This is a genomic window from Rickettsia rhipicephali str. 3-7-female6-CWPP (genome assembly GCF_000284075.1).
Taxonomy (GTDB): Bacteria; Pseudomonadota; Alphaproteobacteria; order Rickettsiales; family Rickettsiaceae; genus Rickettsia; species Rickettsia rickettsii.
In genome coordinates this window covers 1,085,533-1,103,523 of sequence record NC_017042.1, presented here as the reverse complement: position 1 = coordinate 1,103,523, position 17,991 = coordinate 1,085,533, and the positions used below count along the sequence as shown (strand labels likewise).

The following is a 17,991-nucleotide window of genomic DNA, read 5'->3' as shown; positions in this document are numbered from 1 at the left end:
GAACTTGGTCAGATCCTAAAAAAGCAATTGAATATGATAAGAAAGTTAAGTAGGTATTTGATGAAGTGAAAGGATATGATTCCATAAAATGTAATGTAGTTTTTGGTTCGGCTATATCCAATATTCAGCTAGGAAATCTAGAAGAAGCAGAAAAAAAATATCCAAATGATGGAAGATATGTTCAATCAAAATCTAGTAGATCTAAATTATTTAATATCCAAGGTAAAAATTATGAAGCATTAAGAAGAATTGACGATACTATAAATGCTTGTATCGAAAACGGGATGAAACCTCAAGATTTATTTCTTACCGGTTCATATCTCATTAAATTAGATGTATTAAATAATCTTAAGAAACATCAGGAAGCCCTTTCTTTATTAGAACAAGTATATGATATGAATAAGTCGAGTAAAAAAAAGGAAAATCAAGTATTTGGACGAATTTTTACCCAAAAATCAAGAGCAAAACTAGGTTTAGGTGATGTTACCGAAGCTCTAGAATAAAAAAGCTAAAACAATTTTTCTTAATAATCCAACTAGACCTAACAAAGAGATTATTATATCACCGGATATAGATTTGGCAAAAACGTTTGTTGCTGAAAGGGATGCACTAGTGTTATGTAATCAAAATGAAGAGGCGGTAGATACTTATGCTACTGCTGAAAATATATATTGGAATAACTATAAAGAAAATATGAAAAATGTATATGCAATAATAAGTAATATGTATTTTTACAGCCGCTAAAGCTAGTTGTACTTTACCTAAGAAATTTTGGTATGAAAAATTCCGTAATAATCAGATAGAACAATTCGGAGCTGATCATCCGAATAGTATAAAAATTTTAAACCTTAAATGTGATGGTTCAAGTTAGCTAGAATTTTTTCTGATTAGTGCAATAAAAAAACCGGACGCGGTAAGAATAATTCCAAGCCAAATAAAGCTCATCGTTGGCATGTAATATATTTTAGCATGGATTATATCGCCGTCTATATTACTTAAAACTGCGTAAAGATCATATGATAAGTAAGAGTATATATCACTTTCTTGCGATAAACTCTTTTCAACTATATAAAGTCTATTTTCTGGCTTTAATATAGTTATATTACGGCTATTATCCTCAAGCCAAAATTCAGCGATTTGTCTATAATAATTTTTACCTTGAGCAAACTTAATATTTTGCAATGTTACTTTAAATTCGTTAAATGTTTTACTTGTTCCTACTCTGCCGGTAAAATCCATTTCACTTTGTAATAATGTATTCATAGTAATACTAAAACTAATTAGTGCAAAACCAAAATGTCCAAGGATCATACTAGCGTTACTTGCTTTAAGTCTATTTCTACAATAATTAGTTTTAACCAAAAGATAATGAATATTATGAAGCATAAGAAATATAGATGCGATTATAGTTAAAATCGATATAACACTAAATGTTACTTTTAATGATATTAAATAAGTAATTATTAGAGATAATATTAGAATTATAATATGTTTTTTAATAGAGCTTCTGGTAGTAAATAATCCTATGGTACCAAGAATAGGGATAACGAATATAATAAAATTATTAACAAAAAATGTTTCACTAATAATAATAGTTTTATCGTCGAATAAAGAGTAAATTGGTGGATAAAGTGTGACAGCTATTAGCACAATAAGGCTAAGAAGGAGGAATATATTACCGAGGAGTATGGACTTTCCACAATTCGTCATTGCGAAGCCACGAAAGTGGCTGTGGCAATCTCGGCTAGTTTCCTGAGATTGCTTCGTCAATGCTAATGCATTTCTTCGCAATGACGTGGTAGTATACAACCCAATACTACCAATCCCCATAATCAAAAATATCCCGAGCAAGTATATTCCTCTCTCAGGTGAGAATGTAAAAGAGTGAATTGAGGTAATAAAACCGGAACGTACTAAAAAAGTACTAAATATTACTAATAAAAAAGTAATGATGGATAAAATTATCGTCCAGTTTTGCATACGTCCGGTTTTTGTTGTTACAATTATAGAATGATGGAGCATAATTCCGGATAACCAAGGAAATAGTGAAATATTTTCTACCGGATCAAAAAACCAAAATCCGCCCCAGCCGAGTTCTCTATATGCCCACCAAGAACCAAGGCTAATTCCTATGGTAGTAAATAAGATACCGATATTGGAAAATGTTTTGAGAAGTCTTATGTTATTAATGGATTTCCACTTTCGCGGGAATGACATAAGTGGGTATGAGAATGACATAGAGGCACAAACAATAGTAAACGGTACTACATAGCTAACATAGCCTAAATAAAGCAGAGGAGGATGGATGCTCAAAGCAATATCTTGTAGCATCGGGTTTAAGCCTAACCCTTCTTTAGGAACGAAAGAAAACACGTTAAAAGGATTGGAGGTAAAGTAAATAAAGCTGCTAAAAAATAATTGTATGGCTGATAGAATAATAATAGATAAAAATTTAAGACGGTTATCTTCAAGTAAAAATATATAACAGCAACTAACGATTTGTAATAAACAAAACCATAATAACATTGAGCCTTCGTGGCTCGACCAACTACCGGCTATTTTATATATTAAAGGTTTTAAAGTACTGGAATTTAAGAAAACATTTTGTAGTGAAAAGTCAGAGATAATAAAAGCATAGACTAGGGTAAAAAAGGCAAGTATAGCACATGAGGCAGCTATGTAGAAGGGGAAAGTAAAGAGGTAGTTGTTATTCCCGCGAAAGCGGGAATCCAGTCTATAAAATAGAGATTTTTTATGGATTCCCGCTTTCGCAGGAATTACATAAAAGACAAAAGACAAACCGATAACCGACAAGCACATCGTTGTTAGCAGTAAAAAATTACCGATTTCACTCACTGCTTATTGTTTCCTCGGTAGTAGGTAATACGGTAATTTTTACGCTATCAATCTTATTGGCAATTTTCTTTAAAATAATTACCTTTAAATTAAATATTTCAATTACTTCCCCTTGATTTGGAATTCTAGCAATTTTATGGATTATTAATCCTGCTATAGTGTTTGCATCTTCATCCGATAAATTCCAATCAAGTTCTCGGTTAATATCTCTAATAGTCGTAGTTCCTTTTATAATGAACTCGGTATTAGACTTCTTGATAATTTCATTATTAAGTCTATCATGTTCATCAGTAATGGGTCCTACGATTTCTTCTATAACATCTTCAAGAGTAATAATACCTAGTAGAGTACCATACTCATCTACAACACACGCAAAATGATTATTACGTTCTCTAAATGCATGTAGCTGGTCTACTACAAGTGCATTCTCAGGGATAAACCAAGGTGGGGTTAGAAGTTTATTAATATCAACTTTTTTTACATCATTATTATTTTCGTATAATGCTTTAAGCAAATCTTTTAGATTAAAAATCCCTATTATATTATCTCTATTATCTTGCCACAAAGGTATACGTGTATGAGCACCCGATAATAAAGTTTTAATTATCACTTCATGAGGTAGGTCGATATTAAGGGCTATAATACTACTTCTGTGAGTCATAATTTCCGATACCGTCATATTACGTATATCTAATATCCCGCCGAGCATATTACGATCAGATTTATAAACTCCGCCTTCTTGATGGTAATGCTCAATCACGCCTCTTACTTCTTCCGTTCCTGATATTTGAGGATTTAAATTAATACGCAATATGAAGCAAAATATTTTTGTAATGTAATCAAGAGCAATATTAATAGGTTTGAAAAGCTTTAAAAATATTACGATAGTTGAAGCCATTTTTAATGCTAATTGTTCAGGTTTAGCAACGGCTATTGCTTTCGGTACTACTTCGGCAAAAACAATAATTATAAAAGCCATAACGCCGGAAGCAACAATGGGTCCATTATCTCCAAGAAAGCTAATAAAGAGAGTAGTAGCAATAGTAGTACAAACAGTATTGATTAAACTATTACCTATTAATAAAGTTCCTATGACCTTTTCTTTTTTCTTAAGAACCTCTAAAACTGTTTTAGCACGCTTATTACCGGCGATTTTAAGCTTATGAATCTTCCCTGGGGAAGAAGCGGTAATAGCAGTTTCGGTAGCGGCAAATAAAGCAGATAAGGCGATCATTATTATAATAACGATCACAAGTATGGTAGTCATTCTTTGTTAAAATATAAATTAACTATAAATAATTATATTAGTAATTATAGATTTTGCCTAATGTTTTTTTGTTATCAACGACTCCTTGCAGTATCTTTTGTTTTTCGGCTGTTAATAAGATTTTGAAATTTGTTATTTGTAGATGATGTCTTGCGTGATTCGTGTCCAATCGCTATTGCTTGTTGCTGTATTAATAATGTATTAGCTTGAGCTTTCCTTAAATTTATACCTTGTTCTTTAGATTCTTCAGTAGTTAGAATTTTTTGCCCTTTAGAGAGTTTTATCGCACTATCGCATACGAAAACTCCGCAATCATATACATTTTCTTGTTGCTTGGTATTTAGGTCTGTTATTTTTGCATCGGGATAAATTTCGGTAATACATTCTGTTACTTTTGGTCGAGATTCCAATGGCTCACCATAGGGATCATTATACATAAAGTTTATATTACCTTTATCATCTTTACTAGCCATTAAGAGTAACCAATGTTTATGTCCTGTATTTAGTGGTATAATTGCAGGCTTATTATCTAGTATTAAACCCTCTACTGTAACACGAAGAGTATCTTTTAGTATTTCCGGCTCTTCTAAAGAGGCATGATGAAATATAGAGAACATATTATTATCTATATTTGCTTCCAATATATTTTTTATATCATCTTCAGTGTATAAATAAGTAGGTTGTTTTATATTTCCTGTATTATAAACACCAACTTGATCTTCAGTATTTATAACTGGTGATGATTTTTTTTCAGGTATCTGCTGTTTTGGCTCTATTACTGGTTTGGCTAATTGTTGTTCTGCTTTTAGAGATTCCTTATACATTTCCTGTGGAATTCCTAATTTTTCCCATGGTTTTTGATTATTAGCGGGAGCTTGCTGTTGCGGTGGATTTATAGAAGATGCAACAGTGGTTAGTGGTTCTTCTGTTATTGTCGGCTTTGCTTCCGTAGTTAGAGTTGTTGATTCGTGAGTTTTAGGTTCTTCTTTTGTGCCGAATATTGCTTCTTTAAAACTAGTTATTATATCTTTAAAATAGTTAAAAATTCTTTTAAAAAAACCTTGCGGTTGTGGTTGGTTTGCTTTTGGAGGTTCATATGATGTTGTTTGCTCTACTTGTATATCCTTAGGTCTATCATTCATAACTTTCTTTGTATTAAAATTAAAGTCAATAGGATTTACCGCAGTTTTACCTAAATCTTTTTGAAATTGCCTAGATATTTGTGATACATATTTTTTTAAGTTTTCAGCAGCATTATTTGAATCTTTTAAGATTTCATTAATTTCGAGTTTTAATCCGTAAATTTGATCTTCAGCGGTAATACCGAATTTAGCAGTGATCAGATTTGTTGCTTCGTCTGCAGAAAGAGGCCAAGTTTCTATAATCACTCTACCGCCTTGATTTTTAGCGTTTTTTATTATTTTATCTAGCTTTTCTTTATCAGGTATTGTACCGGAAAGTAATTGATCAATTTTATGATCATATACAAGATTGTTAAAAACAGATGTTACTAAACTTATATCCGTAATTGTAGTGGCTTTATCTTTTGGTACTATACCATCGGCTATAGATAAATTTTGATCTGCTTCATTTGTAAAAAAAACATGATCAACTTTTTTCATAATTTGCTTCCAATAAGCTTCTAGTTCAGAATTTTGGGGTAATGAATTATATTGATCAAAAGTAATAGTAGTTTTTATATTTAAATTTTGTAAATTAATTAAATCTTGTACCCTAAAAATAGGTTGTATATTATTGTTATTAAGTTGAATATTAAAAATCGGTGTTTTGCCCTTTTTGCGGGATTCTTGTAAGATCTCCGAAAAAATACGTTCTTTATCGGGTATATGTGATGCTTTATTAACTTCTAGCCTGATAATAGGCAGTTTATTTTGGGCTTCCTGCTTGTTTATTGTCTCTAATATCCGATCTTCATCTCCAAGTAAAAGAGTAAATATAATAGGCTCAGCCATTACTAACCTTTATTAAAAGAATATTAGGTGCTGTGAAAATTTCTAATTGATTTACTATTTTTAAGATATTTTTTAGCGCAAATTAATAAGGTTTTTGAAGGAATAGTTATTCATATTTCAAAAAAATCTTATAATTTGCAGCAAAAAAGAGCCAAAATTAAATCTTTTTAGAAATCTTCACAGCACCTACATATAATTATTAGAATTTTTGAGCTTTAAATCAAGCTATATTTAATAATCCGTGCTTTAGCTTATATAATTTATCCATTTTATGTGCTAACTCATGGTTATGTGTTACCATAATAACTGCGGTATTTTGTTCTCTTGCTACTTTTAAAAATAAATTAAATACTTCATTTGTAGTTTTGGGATCTAAATTACCTGTCGGTTCATCTGCTAAAATAATTTTCGGCGTATTAATTAAGCTCCGAGCTATAGCGACCCGTTGTTGTTCTCCTCCCGATAATTCTCCGGGCATATTATAGAGTTTTTTCCCAAGCCCTAAATCATCTAATATCTTTGTTGCATCTTCTATTGCTTTTTTTTGATCAAGACCACTAATAAGCCTTGGCATAATAACATTTTCAAGAGCGGTAAAATCTTTAAGTAAGTGATGTTGTTGATAGATAAAACCTAAATAATGAAGACGAATGAGATGATATTTTTGATACTTGCTATTTGGTATGATGACTTGACCGTTTGTAGGTTTATCAAGCAAGCCGGCAATATGTAGTAAAGTTGATTTGCCGCTACCTGAAGAACCTATTATAGCGATCAATTCACCTTCATTAACCGTTAGATTAAGATTATCTAGTACTCTAACAATAGTTTTGCTTTGGCTGTAATGTTTTGAGATATTTTTTAAAATGAGGACTGTATTATTCATATCTTAGGGCATCCACGGGATTTAATTTTGAGGCTCTATAAGAAGGATAAATTGTCGCAAGAAAACACAATATTATAGATAAAGAGGTAATTAAAATAATATCCTCAGCTCTTACTTTTGAAGGTAAACTATAAAGAAAATAAATAGCTGCCTCGAAAATTTTAGTACCGGTTATACGCTCCAAATAATTCTTGATAGTTTGAATATTATAAGAAAAGGTAACACCAAGGATTACACCTAGTGTTGTGCCAAGTAATCCTATAAACATTCCGTTATAGATAAAAATAAGCATTATTTGCTTAGTGCTTGCTCCCATAGTTCTAAGAATTGCAATATCTGAAGTTTTATCTTTAACAAGCATAAATAAGCTTGAAATAATATTAAATGCGGCAACCGTAATAATTAAAGATAGAATAGTAAACATAGCAGTACGCTCAACAGCAAGAGCACTTAAAAATTGTGAATTTAAGATTTGCCAATTAAATACATATAGGGTTGGACCTAATAGTGATTGTATTTTATATGAATATGCGAGAGCTTTATCGGGATCTAGACTATTAATTTCGATTAAATTAATATCGTCGCCGAGAGATAAGAAATTTTGTGCTGCGGTAAGCGGCATTAATATCGTTGTCAAATCATAATCATACATACCGCTATTGAAAATTGCTATAACTTTAAATTCTTTTGATCTTGGCATACTACCAAAGGCGGTAGAAACTGAATTCGGTGAAATTAATCTAATCTTATCCCCAACGGTTACGCCTAAATTGCTTGCTAATTGTTCTCCGAGTGCTATTACGTTTTTGCCGTGAAAATTATCAAAACTACCAAAATTGACATTTTTAAAAATTTCATTTCTTACACTTAGATCCTTTAATTTCATACCTTTAACAAGCACACCGCTATTATTACTTTTACCAAGAGCCAAAGCTTGACCGTGAGCAATGAATGTTACATGCTTTACATAATCTTGTTTTAGGAGTTTGGCTTTAATCTCTTCATAGTTATCAATACTACCACCTTGCCGATTTATCACTATATCCCCATTTAAGCCGATAATATTTTTAGTAAGCTCTATATGAAAACCGTTCATAACGGACATGACTACTATCAATGCTGCAACGCCGATCATTACGCCCACTAAAGAAAAGGCAGAAATAATAGAAACAAACTTTTCGTTTTTCTTAGCTCTAAAATATCTGAAAGCTATCTTGAAGATAAAATTGTTATTGATCATTTGTTTATTTTTGCTTACATCCGTTTCTAGGTTATTCTTGCCTGAATCAGCTTTTTTGTCATTGCGAGCAGCCGTAGGCTGCGTGGCAATCTTATGAAATAATAACAAATTCCTGAGATTGCTTCGTCAAAACGTACAGTTTTTCCTCGCAATGACGACACAATTGATGACATAAAGACATCTACACGTTACTAGAAACCTCAAAGACTTTATCGTACTTAAATAATTTAGGTAATGTTACTAACCCAAATAGCGTAACACTGGATATAGTAATGCCAAGAGGAGTAAAAGTACCGTTATATAAAAATCCTACTAATTGCAGCCCAAATGCCGTTAAAATCAATCTAGCCGCAGTGAAAATAGCCGTCATACGAGCTTTACCGTCCGGAATAGCTTCTAAAAGCAATGGCCATAATATGTTAATCGGATATATCACGCCAAGAGATAATAATAAAGTAACTATTGTTATGGTTAAAGGATTATTAACATTATATACAACTAATATGCTATTTCCTAGTAGGAATAGTATTATAAATATAACTCCAAAATAGAAGCAATTTTTAATACCGAATTTTTTAAAGCAATAACCGCTTGAAAAGCTCATAATTGAGAATAGAGCCGCCATTGCTCCTTGATAAAGTCCGAAATATTCTAAAGTTACACCTAAATCTTGCATATATAAAATAGGAGCAATCCCAATAAATATCCAATATCCTTGTGCAAGAAATGTCATTGTAAGTATATAATATATAGCTTTTGGCGATTTGAAGATAGGTATATATTCTTTTAAAGAAATACGTATTTTTTTATTAACTGCTCTTTTTGGAATAAATAATATACCAAGAATTAGGCTGATCAAACCTACTATAAGCAACAAAACAAAATTGCCACGCCAGCCCCAAAATAAATTGACGTAGCTACTTATAACCGGTGCTATTGCCATAGCAATGGCAATAGTGCCGTTTAAAATACCCATTAATCTTTGCTGTTCTTGTACCGAATAAATATCGGCAAGAACAACATATACTAGCACTGCAACCGATGATATCCCGCATCCTTGCAAAAATCTTCCAAATAATATAACTGCATAATTATTTGCAAATACACAAAATAAACTACCAAGATTAAAAATCAGTAAACCGAGTATAATAATCGGTCTGCGTCCGTACCTATCTCCTAAATTACCGACTATAAGCGAAGTAATACAATAAGCAGTGAGATTAACACTAAGTAGTAACTCTGTCATAAAAGTTGAAAGGTTGAATGTATCTTGTATTTCAGGAAAACTTGGAACGAATAAATCTATTTCCGCTCCAGCGAGTATTTCCATGATGATTACGGTAATAATTAATTTCATAAGTAATTGTTAGTTTGAGGTTATTTTAGCAAAAGTATTATTGAATCCGAAAGCCTGCGCGATGTCATCCCTGCGAGGCATTGTTGCATAGATACCAAGTCGTCATTGCGAGCGAACGCTAGTGAGCATGGCAATCTCAGGAATTCTTCTCAAGATTGCTTCGTCAATTTACTATTGTAAATTTTCTCGCAATGACGGAAAAACCGATCCACGCAACAACATTTTTGCGGGAATGACATAAATAAGGACGCAGGAGCGGCAGCAAAGCCACACAACAAATTAGCTTTCTATATTCTTATAGCTTACAATAATTAGTGTATTGTTTTACTAAAGCAAGAATAAATGAACATTTATGCTCGTCTAACAATTTTTATTTATTAGGAGTATATAATACATGACACGATAACAGTAAGACTGAAAGGAAGTGCAAGCAGAAGCTTTTAGTGATATATATTAAGAATAATGATCCCTAACATTTAAGACTATTAACAAAATAAATTTTAAAGCTAATTAAATTTATTTTTACTGCAAATTATAAGGCTTTTTTAAAATAGGATTAACTATTCCTTCAAAAATTTTATTAATTTTCTAAAAATTCTTTTTAATTATCAATTAAAATTATTTTGTTAACAGTACCCTATCAATTTTAAAAATTAATTAAAATATTACTGATTAATTCCTAAAGCTTGTTTTTGAGTATCGGTAGTATTCTCCATTACCCACTTTTGGACATCAGGACTTAACATATTATACTGACCTGCTGTTAAACTAGCAACCCAAGCTTGTTGATCGTCAGTACTCATAGCTTGTATTTGGGTTGTTGTAACTGAAGCTGGGTCAGGCATTTGCATTGATGAAGCAAATACTGGGCTTGCGAAAGCTAGAATTAATAAAATCTTTAATAAATTTTTCATTTTGTACACCTTTTTTGTTTTGTAATTACGATTATAACAAAGCCACGGCAGCTTTCAAGCTAAATTATATTAAACTTAAATTTTTTTATACTAAGGCACTTTTATTGTAACAAATATATCAATTATATACTTTATTGTCATTCCCGCGAAAGCGGGAATCCAGTAAAAAGCGTTCAGTATCAATACCGTGGTTTGACCACGGGATCTTGTGTCACAGATTATGCCCTAAGATACCACGATCAAGTCGTGGTATGACATTAAGGTTGACTGGATTCCTGCTTTCGCAGGAATGACATACCCCTTTATATTGTTAACTGCTCTCTGCAAATATTTCGATAAATTTCTGAGTTTTTAGATAAATCATGATGTGATCCTTCAGCGACTACTCCTCCTTTATCTATTACTAAAATATAATCAGCTGATTCTATACTACTAATTCGATGGGCAATTGATATAATAATGTTCCCTTTCATTATTTTTTTTATAGACTCTAGTAATTTCTGTTCGCTCATCGTATCTAAAGCACTCATTGCCTCGTCAAGAAGCAAAATTTGCGGCATGCGTAGTAATGCTCTAGCAATAGCTATTCTTTGTTTCTGTCCTCCTGATAATCTAACCCCTCTTTCACCGATTTTAGCATTTATACCGTCGTGAAGTGTAGCAGCAAATTCTTCTATTCCTGTAATTTTTATTATCTCATTTATTTCGTCGTCGTTTGCTTCATTATTACCGAATATAATATTTGATTTTATAGTGCCGGAAAAAATGCTAGCCTCTTGAGGAACATAGGCAATTAATTTACGAATTTCAGCAGGATTTAAAAGAGTTATATCTTGATTGTTAATAAGGATAGTGCCGTTTTCTTGCCGGTAAAAACGCAGTAGTAACTGTATCACAGTACTTTTGCCTGCACCTGATCTACCTACAATACCAAGAAACTTATTGGCATTTATCTTCAAAGACATATTATTAATAATCCTTAAATTAGGTCTTGAATGATAGGTAAAATCAACATTTTTGAATTCTATCGAGATTGGATCGGAATTATTTAATTCTAAATAATTATTATGTGCTATAGGTGTCTTATCTATAATTGTAATTATTCTCTCAAGGGCTGTAACAGGTAAATGCATTTCGCTTAGTAGCTCAAAAATACCGCCACAGCTAACTCCGGCGATAATCGCATAATAAATAAACGAGATAATTTGTCCCGCAGATAAATGACCTTTCACTATATCTGAAGCTCCAATCCAAACAACTAAAGTAATCGCAAGAAATATAACGGCTATTGAAATCGCAAAGAATAAAGCACGAATTTTTAAACGGGTTTTGCAGTATATTAAATAGTTTTGTAATTTAGTGTCAAAATCGGCAATTTTGTTTATTTGATGGTTAAAAGCATAAATAGCTCTAATATTATTAAAAGTTTCATCAATATCCGATGCTAAAAGTGACTTAGATTCTAGAGCTTTTGTAGATAAAACCTTAACATGCTTGCCGAATTTAATTAAAGGAATTAATAAGATAGGAATGGTAATAATTACTATAGAAGCGAGTTTAAAGCTTTCAAAAAACATTAATGTAATGCCGCCAATTAGCATCACCGAATTGCGAATAAAAAAAGATAAGAAATTAACGATAAGAGTAGATATTTGATCTATATCATTTGTTAGGCGTGAAATTATATCGCCGATTTTGAGTTCTTCAAACTCTTCAATTTCATAATTAATTAAATTACTATAAGCTTCTTTTCTTATTTGAGTAACTGCCTTTTCAGCAACATTATTGATAAAATATGAACGAAAAAAACTAGCAATACTTAAGATGATAATTAATAAACAAATATATAATATAGATTTATCAACCGATAAAATATGGTCTTTGCTCAAGCCTTTATCAACTAAATTTCTAAAAACACTACCGATTAGTAATAATGAAGCTGATACGCTAAGTAAAGAGATCATCACGATGATCAAATCTTTTTTATAGAACCTTAGATATTTAGCTAGTCTATATAAAAGTTTGATATCCATAAGAAAAAAATGTCATTGCGAGGAGCGAAGCGACGTGGTAATCCAGAAAAATAATAAAAAAGTACTAATTTTAGCATTTTTTTACTGGCTTGCTTCGTCAATTACTTTGTAATTTTCTTTGCAATGATGATTTGGTAACCACACAACAATTCCAAAATATGGGGCGAGTGACGGGATTCGAACCCGCGACCCTCAGAACCACAACCTGATGCTCTAACCAACTGAGCTACACCCGCCATAAATTAACAACGTAAATTTAGATTATCAGAAGGAGTTAGTCAAGAATATTTATTGCATTAACATATATTATTTGACTTAATATATTATAACTATATATAGTTATAACATGAATCAGTATATAAAACTTATAAATAAAGCTAAACAAAATCCTAAAGGATTAAGTTTCTCTGATTCATACTTTAATGACTAAGTGCGGTTGGGTTAAAGATAGGCAAAAAGGTAGCCATAAGATTTGGTACTAGCCCAAAGGAAATAGGTTATCTATTCACACTTTTGGAAATATGGCAGAAGAATATCAAGTTCGACAATTTTTAAATTTTGCAAAAGGAAATGAAGATGAAATGATACATTTGACGGGTTTACTTATAGAACTTTTTAAAGATAAGGATGGAGATTGGCTAGCAAGATTTGAAGAGCTACCGAATGTATCAGCTTTTGGCAATTCGCCTGAAAAAGCACTGCAAGAATTACAACAAGCTTGGGCTTTAATGAAAGAAAGTTATATAAGTCATAATCAATCTATTTCCTTAGCTCTGTCTAGGAAAGAGTATAGCGGACAGTTTAATGTTAGAGTAGATAAACGTGTGTATCGAGCTTTAGTACTTGAAGCACTTAGAGCAAAAATTAGTTTAAATGCTTTAGTATCTCAAAAATTAACTTTAGCGGTAAAACAATGAAAAAAAAAGCAGTTATTTTATTAAGCGGTGGACCTGATTCTACTACGGTTCTTGAGATAGTTAGCAAAATGGATTATGAAATTTATGCTCTAAGTTTTAATTATCATAGACGCAATAGTCCGGAAGTCCAAAAAATCCAAGGATTAATTAAAGATTATAATGTAAAACAACATAGGGTTATTAATATTGATTTGCAGTCATTTATCGGTTCTGCATTGACTGATGATAATATAGATGTACCAAAATTTAAAAACACAGATCAATTACCAAGTGACATACCGGTTACTTATGTACCAGCACGTAATACAATATTTTTAAGCTACGCACTAGGAGTTGCTGAGGTTATAGGAGCTAGAGATATTTTTATTGGGGTACACACTAATGATTATACTAACTATCCTGATTGTCGTCCTGAATATATAAAATCTTTTGAAGCAATGGCAAATTTAGCAACTAGGGTAGGAGTAAATGGAGAAAAAATTACTATCCATGCTCCTTTAATAAATATGACCAAAGAGCAAATAATTAAAAAAGGGCTTGAGCTTGGAGTAGATTATAGTAAAACAATATCATGTTATGATCCAACAGAAGCCGGTTTATCTTGTGGTCAATGTCTATCATGCATTGCACGACTTGATGCTTTTAAAAAGAATAATGTACAAGATCCGATTAAGTATGTATAATTATAGAGATATATACTCATAAGTAAAATTAATAATAAAATAATATGCAGTAAATTTGTATACAAGGTGGAAACTGTTTTTCACCTTGTATACTCATTATTTAAAAATCTTCTGTATAATATGAATATGCAATATTTATATTATACAGAAAAATAGTTAGTATATATGATAAATAGAGGACATTTATATGCCCCTTTTCCTGTGCTTGATTTAAACGATATAGTTTTACGAGAGTTAGCCGCGGAGGATACACAAGATTATTTTAATTATATGAGTAAGCCGGAAATGGCTATTTATATAACTGATAGCAATAGGCCTAAAGACGTAGAAGAAGCCGGAGAGGAAATACGTTATTGGTCTAGTTTATATAAAAATCATAGAAGTTTTTATTGGGGAATTGCCATTAAAGACGATAATAAATTAATAGGTACTGCCGGTTTTAATATAATAAATCTAGAGCATCATAGAGCAGAAATAAGTTATGATCTAGATCCTAATTTTTGGGGTCAAGGTATGATGTTAAAATCTATAAAGAATATTTTAAAATTTGCTGATTATATTGGTATTATAAGAGTACAAGCAACAGTAATTACTGATAATTTTCGTTCGATTAATCTTCTTGAGAGATGCGGTTTTGCTAGGGAAGGAATTCTTAAAAAATACGAAATAGTTGCAAATGAGCATAAAGATTATTATATGTACGCAAGAGTATTATAGTAAGAATTGTTAAAATGAACATAAAAAAGAAAGTTAATGGTAGTAGAAACTGATAAAAAAGAATTGATTTGTTCGTTTTGTAGTAAAAAACAACATGAAGTCAAAAAACTGATAGCAGGTCCTGCAGTATTTATTTGTGATGAATGTATAGATTTATGTACAGATATTATGAAAGAAGAAAGTAAAGTGGCTTTAAAGCAAATTACTTCTTCAATTCCAACGCCGCAAAAAATATGTGGAATTCTAAATGATTATGTAGTTGGGCAAGATCAAGCGAAAAAGATTTTAGCAGTCGCGGTTTATAACCATTATAAGAGGCTTGAATATGTACAATCTGGCAATAATGACGTTGAGCTTAATAAGTCGAATATCTTACTGATCGGTCCTACCGGTTCAGGAAAAACTTTACTTGCTCAAACGCTTGCTAAAATTTTAGACGTACCTTTTACTATGGCGGATGCTACTTCTTTAACGGAAGCCGGGTATGTCGGTGAAGATGTTGAGAATATATTACTACGTTTATTGATAGCAGCTGAGTTTAATATAGCAAAAGCACAAAAAGGTATAATTTATATTGACGAGGTTGATAAAATTGCCCGTAAATCGGAGAATCCTTCTATTACACGGGATGTATCGGGTGAAGGAGTACAGCAGGCATTACTTAAAATTATGGAAGGAACAGTTGCTTCCGTGCCTCCTCAAGGCGGTAGGAAACACCCACAACAAGATTTCGTACAGTTAGATACTTCAAATATCTTGTTTATTTGCGGTGGTGCTTTTATGGGGATTGATAGCATTATAACCTCAAGAACTAATCATAGTTCTATAGGCTTTGCAGCTAACGTAAATATAGATAAAGAGAAAAATAATAGTGAGATTCTTAAATCCCTAGAGATTGAGGATTTAACTAAATTCGGTTTAATTCCTGAATTTATCGGTAGATTACCCATCGTTACTACTTTAGATGAGTTAGACAACGAAGCTTTAATTACAATTTTAACTAAGCCTAAGAACGCCATAGTAAAGCAATATCAGAAACAATTTGAGCTTGATGATGCTGAGCTTGTAATTGACGATTCAGCCTTAGAAGCTATTGCCGAAAAAGCTCTAGCTAAAAAGACGGGAGCAAGAGGACTTCGTTCAATGCTTGAGCATCTTTTGCTTGATAGTATGTATAAAGTTGCCGAGCTAAAAAAACAGCGTGTTACTATTACAAAAGAGGTAGTTAACGGCTTAGTCGAACCGATAATGACCTCTCTCATTTCTACAAAATCAAACAAAAAACAACCGATTATTGAAGATATACCGGCGTAAATATTATTTCTTCTCTATGTCATTCCCGCGTAGGCGGGAAGCCAGAAAAATAACTTCAATATTGATATAAGAAGTTACACGTTTTTATATGTTTTACTGGCTTCCCGCCTACGCGGGAATGACATAAACGGGCCTGCAACAAGACCTACGACTGCTCGCAATGATGGGTTGGTATCCACACAACAACGCCGGCTTGACCACGGGACAATACTAATTTAGTATAAAATTTATCCTAAACTAGTATTATATCGGTTTAAATACCATTAAGAAAAAAATAATACTCAAACTGATAAATACCGGCCAGTCTAGGTAGAACCATAATTTAAATAATTTATAATATTTTCCGGTAGGGGAATTCGCTGTTTTAATGCTTCAAGTGCCATATTTCGTAGTTGAATTTGAATCCATACCACCGGAAGCCAACAACTACTGGTGATTATGTATCCGATATAAGTTAAGGTAATCCATAAATCAGAATAATTATAGCCAAGCATATTTACTAATATTATGCCGCTAACCGGTTGAATTATCACAGTTGGAGTATCAGCTATAACTGTAGTGCGAGCTGTATATGCCGTTGCATTCAAATCACCGGTTTTATTTGCCCACCACATAAAAAAAGCAGTACCAATTCCAGTACCAAATAAAATGGTAGAGCTAATAATATGAATAGTTTTTATAAAAAGATAATCCATTATTTATCTCGTTCTATCGCCATGAATACTAAAGTAAGTAATATTATTGGAATATTTTTAAATATCGGACCAAGCGGATCTAGCTACAATATTGGCTTAAGATATGTTAATAGTAGAGTATAAGCTAGTATTAATAAAATTTGTAAACTACATATCCTATTTATTTTATTTTTGATAATTAGTAGAATTCCAAGAATAATATCTGTAAAGCAGCTTCCATATAAATAGTCCTAAGACAATTTTTATTATAGGTTTTAAAAAATAAAGCCTAGCGTGCCATATGGATTGTACGGTTAAAGGTTCGGTTGCAAAACCTTGTTGTAAGTTTCTAGGGATTATAGAAGTAAAATCGATAAAATCTTTTTTATCAGCAATATTAGGTTGAATATTATACGCAGTAGAATTAATGGGTCCTATTTTTAGAAAATCTCCTAATTTAGCTGCTATTTTAATGAATATTAAAGGAATTTTTATTAGTCTTCCAGGATTGACTCCAAGCCATCTTCTAAATCCAAGCAAGATATTCTTCATGGTCACTATGTCTGGTCCAACTATTTTTAATAATGTGTGGATTTTTCCTTCCCTTTCTATACAGTGAATAATTACTTTCGTTAAATCATCAATATGAATAGGTTGAAATTGTTGTAAACCATCACCTATTAAAGGAATAAAATACGGTAATGTTGCAAGAGCCCTAAATAACGAGGTACCCACCATAACAACCGCTTGCGTAAACAAGAGACGGTTGTAAAATTACCCAGTCTATATTTTCTAATTTTTGTAAATATTCTTCAGATGCTTTTTTAGTTAAAGCATAAGCAGTGTTTTTTTCATCATCTATTCCAAGAGCTGAAATATGAATAATTCTTTGTACGTTAGTAAGGGTGCAAGCCTTAAATAGAGCCTCTGGACCATTGACATGAACATTGTCAATATTATTAGCATGACTAGACGTTAACACACCTGATACATTATTAATAACTAGTATCTATGTTATTTAATCTATTTATCCAGCTTTGTGGTGTTAGGTCTATATTAAAATCACAGTATATCACTTCTGCAGTAGGGAATTTTTCCTGGTCGATTCAACATCTCTAACACAGTATATTACTTTATAATTATTCTTTAATAATTCAGCT

Annotated in this window: 16 protein-coding genes, 1 tRNA gene and 3 pseudogenes; 7 read left to right on the top strand and 13 right to left on the bottom strand. The window is 31.8% G+C overall.

Annotation, left to right across the window (positions count from 1 at the left end; translation table 11 throughout):
- Positions 1–65: 65 nt before the first annotated feature.
- Positions 66–503 carry a hypothetical protein gene (locus MCC_RS09675; RefSeq protein WP_196793012.1) on the top strand — a complete coding sequence of 146 codons (438 nt, stop codon included), beginning with the start codon at positions 66–68 and terminating at the stop codon, positions 501–503.
- Between the two features lie 73 nt (positions 504–576).
- Positions 577–744 carry a hypothetical protein gene (locus MCC_RS10665; protein ID WP_231288684.1) on the top strand — a complete coding sequence of 56 codons (168 nt, stop codon included), beginning with the start codon at positions 577–579 and terminating at the stop codon, positions 742–744.
- 123 nt (positions 745–867) lie between these two features.
- Here the strand turns inward: MCC_RS10665 and MCC_RS06065 are convergent, their stop codons facing one another.
- The 9 genes from MCC_RS06065 to MCC_RS06025 form a co-directional block, all read right to left on the bottom strand.
- Positions 868–2,856 carry a heme lyase CcmF/NrfE family subunit gene (locus MCC_RS06065; protein ID WP_081498443.1) on the bottom strand — a complete coding sequence of 663 codons (1,989 nt, stop codon included), beginning with the start codon at positions 2,854–2,856 and terminating at the stop codon, positions 868–870.
- On the bottom strand, positions 2,849–4,123 hold the full coding sequence (locus MCC_RS06060) for an HlyC/CorC family transporter (protein WP_012153094.1): 1,275 nt from the start codon (positions 4,121–4,123) through the stop codon (positions 2,849–2,851). The genes MCC_RS06065 and MCC_RS06060 overlap by 8 nt, the downstream gene beginning before the upstream one ends.
- A 74-nt stretch (positions 4,124–4,197) precedes the next feature.
- A complete protein-coding gene (locus tag MCC_RS06055) occupies positions 4,198–6,096 on the bottom strand; it encodes a Ulp1 family isopeptidase (RefSeq protein ID WP_014408969.1) in 1,899 nt (632 codons plus the stop codon).
- 220 nt (positions 6,097–6,316) lie between these two features.
- The gene (locus tag MCC_RS06050; protein ID WP_014408968.1) at positions 6,317–6,982 is read right to left on the bottom strand and encodes an ABC transporter ATP-binding protein; all 666 of its coding nucleotides are present in this window, start codon (positions 6,980–6,982) and stop codon (positions 6,317–6,319) included.
- Positions 6,975–8,222, bottom strand: coding sequence for a lipoprotein-releasing ABC transporter permease subunit (locus MCC_RS06045; protein ID WP_014408967.1), 1,248 nt, complete (start codon positions 8,220–8,222; stop codon positions 6,975–6,977). Before MCC_RS06045 ends, MCC_RS06050 begins: the two co-directional genes overlap by 8 nt.
- Positions 8,223–8,403: 181 nt before the next feature.
- Entirely contained in the window at positions 8,404–9,579 is a 1,176-nt protein-coding gene (locus MCC_RS06040; RefSeq protein ID WP_014408966.1) for a multidrug effflux MFS transporter, read from the bottom strand.
- A 665-nt stretch (positions 9,580–10,244) separates the two neighbouring features.
- On the bottom strand, positions 10,245–10,493 hold the full coding sequence (locus tag MCC_RS06035; protein ID WP_014365492.1) for a DUF2673 domain-containing protein: 249 nt from the start codon (positions 10,491–10,493) through the stop codon (positions 10,245–10,247).
- A gap of 302 nt (positions 10,494–10,795) precedes the next feature.
- Positions 10,796–12,526: an ABC transporter ATP-binding protein gene (locus MCC_RS06030; protein WP_014408965.1), complete on the bottom strand. Its 1,731-nt coding sequence runs from the start codon at positions 12,524–12,526 to the stop codon at positions 10,796–10,798.
- A gap of 159 nt (positions 12,527–12,685) precedes the next feature.
- Positions 12,686–12,762 (bottom strand) — tRNA-His (locus MCC_RS06025).
- Between the two features lie 186 nt (positions 12,763–12,948).
- Between MCC_RS06025 and MCC_RS11265 the strand changes: the two are divergent.
- From MCC_RS11265 to clpX, 5 genes and pseudogenes are all read left to right on the top strand, one after another.
- A pseudogene (locus MCC_RS11265) lies at positions 12,949–13,107 on the top strand (type II toxin-antitoxin system HicA family toxin); the annotation flags it as partial.
- Positions 13,107–13,443, top strand: a pseudogene (locus tag MCC_RS06020) (toxin-antitoxin system HicB family antitoxin); the annotation flags it as partial. The pseudogenes MCC_RS11265 and MCC_RS06020, both read left to right, overlap by 1 nt.
- Entirely contained in the window at positions 13,440–14,126 is a 687-nt protein-coding gene (gene queC, locus MCC_RS06015) for a 7-cyano-7-deazaguanine synthase QueC (protein ID WP_014408963.1), read from the top strand. The pseudogene MCC_RS06020 and the gene queC, both read left to right, overlap by 4 nt.
- 165 nt (positions 14,127–14,291) lie before the next feature.
- On the top strand, positions 14,292–14,843 hold the full coding sequence (locus tag MCC_RS06010; protein WP_012153085.1) for a GNAT family N-acetyltransferase: 552 nt from the start codon (positions 14,292–14,294) through the stop codon (positions 14,841–14,843).
- A 36-nt stretch (positions 14,844–14,879) separates the two neighbouring features.
- Positions 14,880–16,157: an ATP-dependent Clp protease ATP-binding subunit ClpX gene (gene clpX / locus MCC_RS06005; protein WP_014408962.1), complete on the top strand. Its 1,278-nt coding sequence runs from the start codon at positions 14,880–14,882 to the stop codon at positions 16,155–16,157.
- Positions 16,158–16,400: 243 nt separating this feature from the next.
- Here the strand turns inward: clpX and MCC_RS06000 are convergent.
- From MCC_RS06000 to MCC_RS10655, 4 genes and pseudogenes are all read right to left on the bottom strand, one after another.
- A pseudogene (locus MCC_RS06000) lies at positions 16,401–16,852 on the bottom strand (DUF2269 family protein).
- 83 nt (positions 16,853–16,935) lie between these two features.
- Positions 16,936–17,016, bottom strand: a complete 81-nt coding sequence (locus MCC_RS10660; RefSeq protein ID WP_231288601.1) for a hypothetical protein — start codon at positions 17,014–17,016, stop codon at positions 16,936–16,938.
- A gap of 1 nt (position 17,017) precedes the next feature.
- Positions 17,018–17,569 carry a Rossmann-fold NAD(P)-binding domain-containing protein gene (locus MCC_RS09670; protein ID WP_231288683.1) on the bottom strand — a complete coding sequence of 184 codons (552 nt, stop codon included), beginning with the start codon at positions 17,567–17,569 and terminating at the stop codon, positions 17,018–17,020.
- Complete coding sequence (locus MCC_RS10655) at positions 17,547–17,813, bottom strand: NAD(P)H-binding protein (protein ID WP_041405447.1); 267 nt, start codon at positions 17,811–17,813, stop codon at positions 17,547–17,549. The genes MCC_RS09670 and MCC_RS10655 overlap by 23 nt, the downstream gene beginning before the upstream one ends.
- Between the last annotated feature and the right edge of the window lie 178 nt (positions 17,814–17,991).

Excerpts from the sequence above, each read along its gene's own strand:
- MCC_RS06060 (WP_012153094.1), bottom strand. The coding sequence starts at position 4,123 with ATGACTACCATACTTGTGATCGTTATTATAATAATGATCGCCTTATCT.
- MCC_RS06055 (WP_014408969.1), bottom strand. The coding sequence starts at position 6,096 with ATGGCTGAGCCTATTATATTTACTCTTTTACTTGGAGATGAAGATCGG.
- MCC_RS06050 (WP_014408968.1), bottom strand. The coding sequence starts at position 6,982 with ATGAATAATACAGTCCTCATTTTAAAAAATATCTCAAAACATTACAGC.
- MCC_RS06045 (WP_014408967.1), bottom strand. The coding sequence starts at position 8,222 with ATGATCAATAACAATTTTATCTTCAAGATAGCTTTCAGATATTTTAGA.
- MCC_RS06040 (WP_014408966.1), bottom strand. The coding sequence starts at position 9,579 with ATGAAATTAATTATTACCGTAATCATCATGGAAATACTCGCTGGAGCG.
- MCC_RS06035 (WP_014365492.1), bottom strand. The coding sequence starts at position 10,493 with ATGAAAAATTTATTAAAGATTTTATTAATTCTAGCTTTCGCAAGCCCA.
- MCC_RS06030 (WP_014408965.1), bottom strand. The coding sequence starts at position 12,526 with ATGGATATCAAACTTTTATATAGACTAGCTAAATATCTAAGGTTCTAT.
- queC (WP_014408963.1), top strand. The coding sequence starts at position 13,440 with ATGAAAAAAAAAGCAGTTATTTTATTAAGCGGTGGACCTGATTCTACT.
- MCC_RS06010 (WP_012153085.1), top strand. The coding sequence starts at position 14,292 with ATGATAAATAGAGGACATTTATATGCCCCTTTTCCTGTGCTTGATTTA.
- clpX (WP_014408962.1), top strand. The coding sequence starts at position 14,880 with ATGGTAGTAGAAACTGATAAAAAAGAATTGATTTGTTCGTTTTGTAGT.
- MCC_RS09670 (WP_231288683.1), bottom strand. The coding sequence starts at position 17,569 with ATGGTGGGTACCTCGTTATTTAGGGCTCTTGCAACATTACCGTATTTT.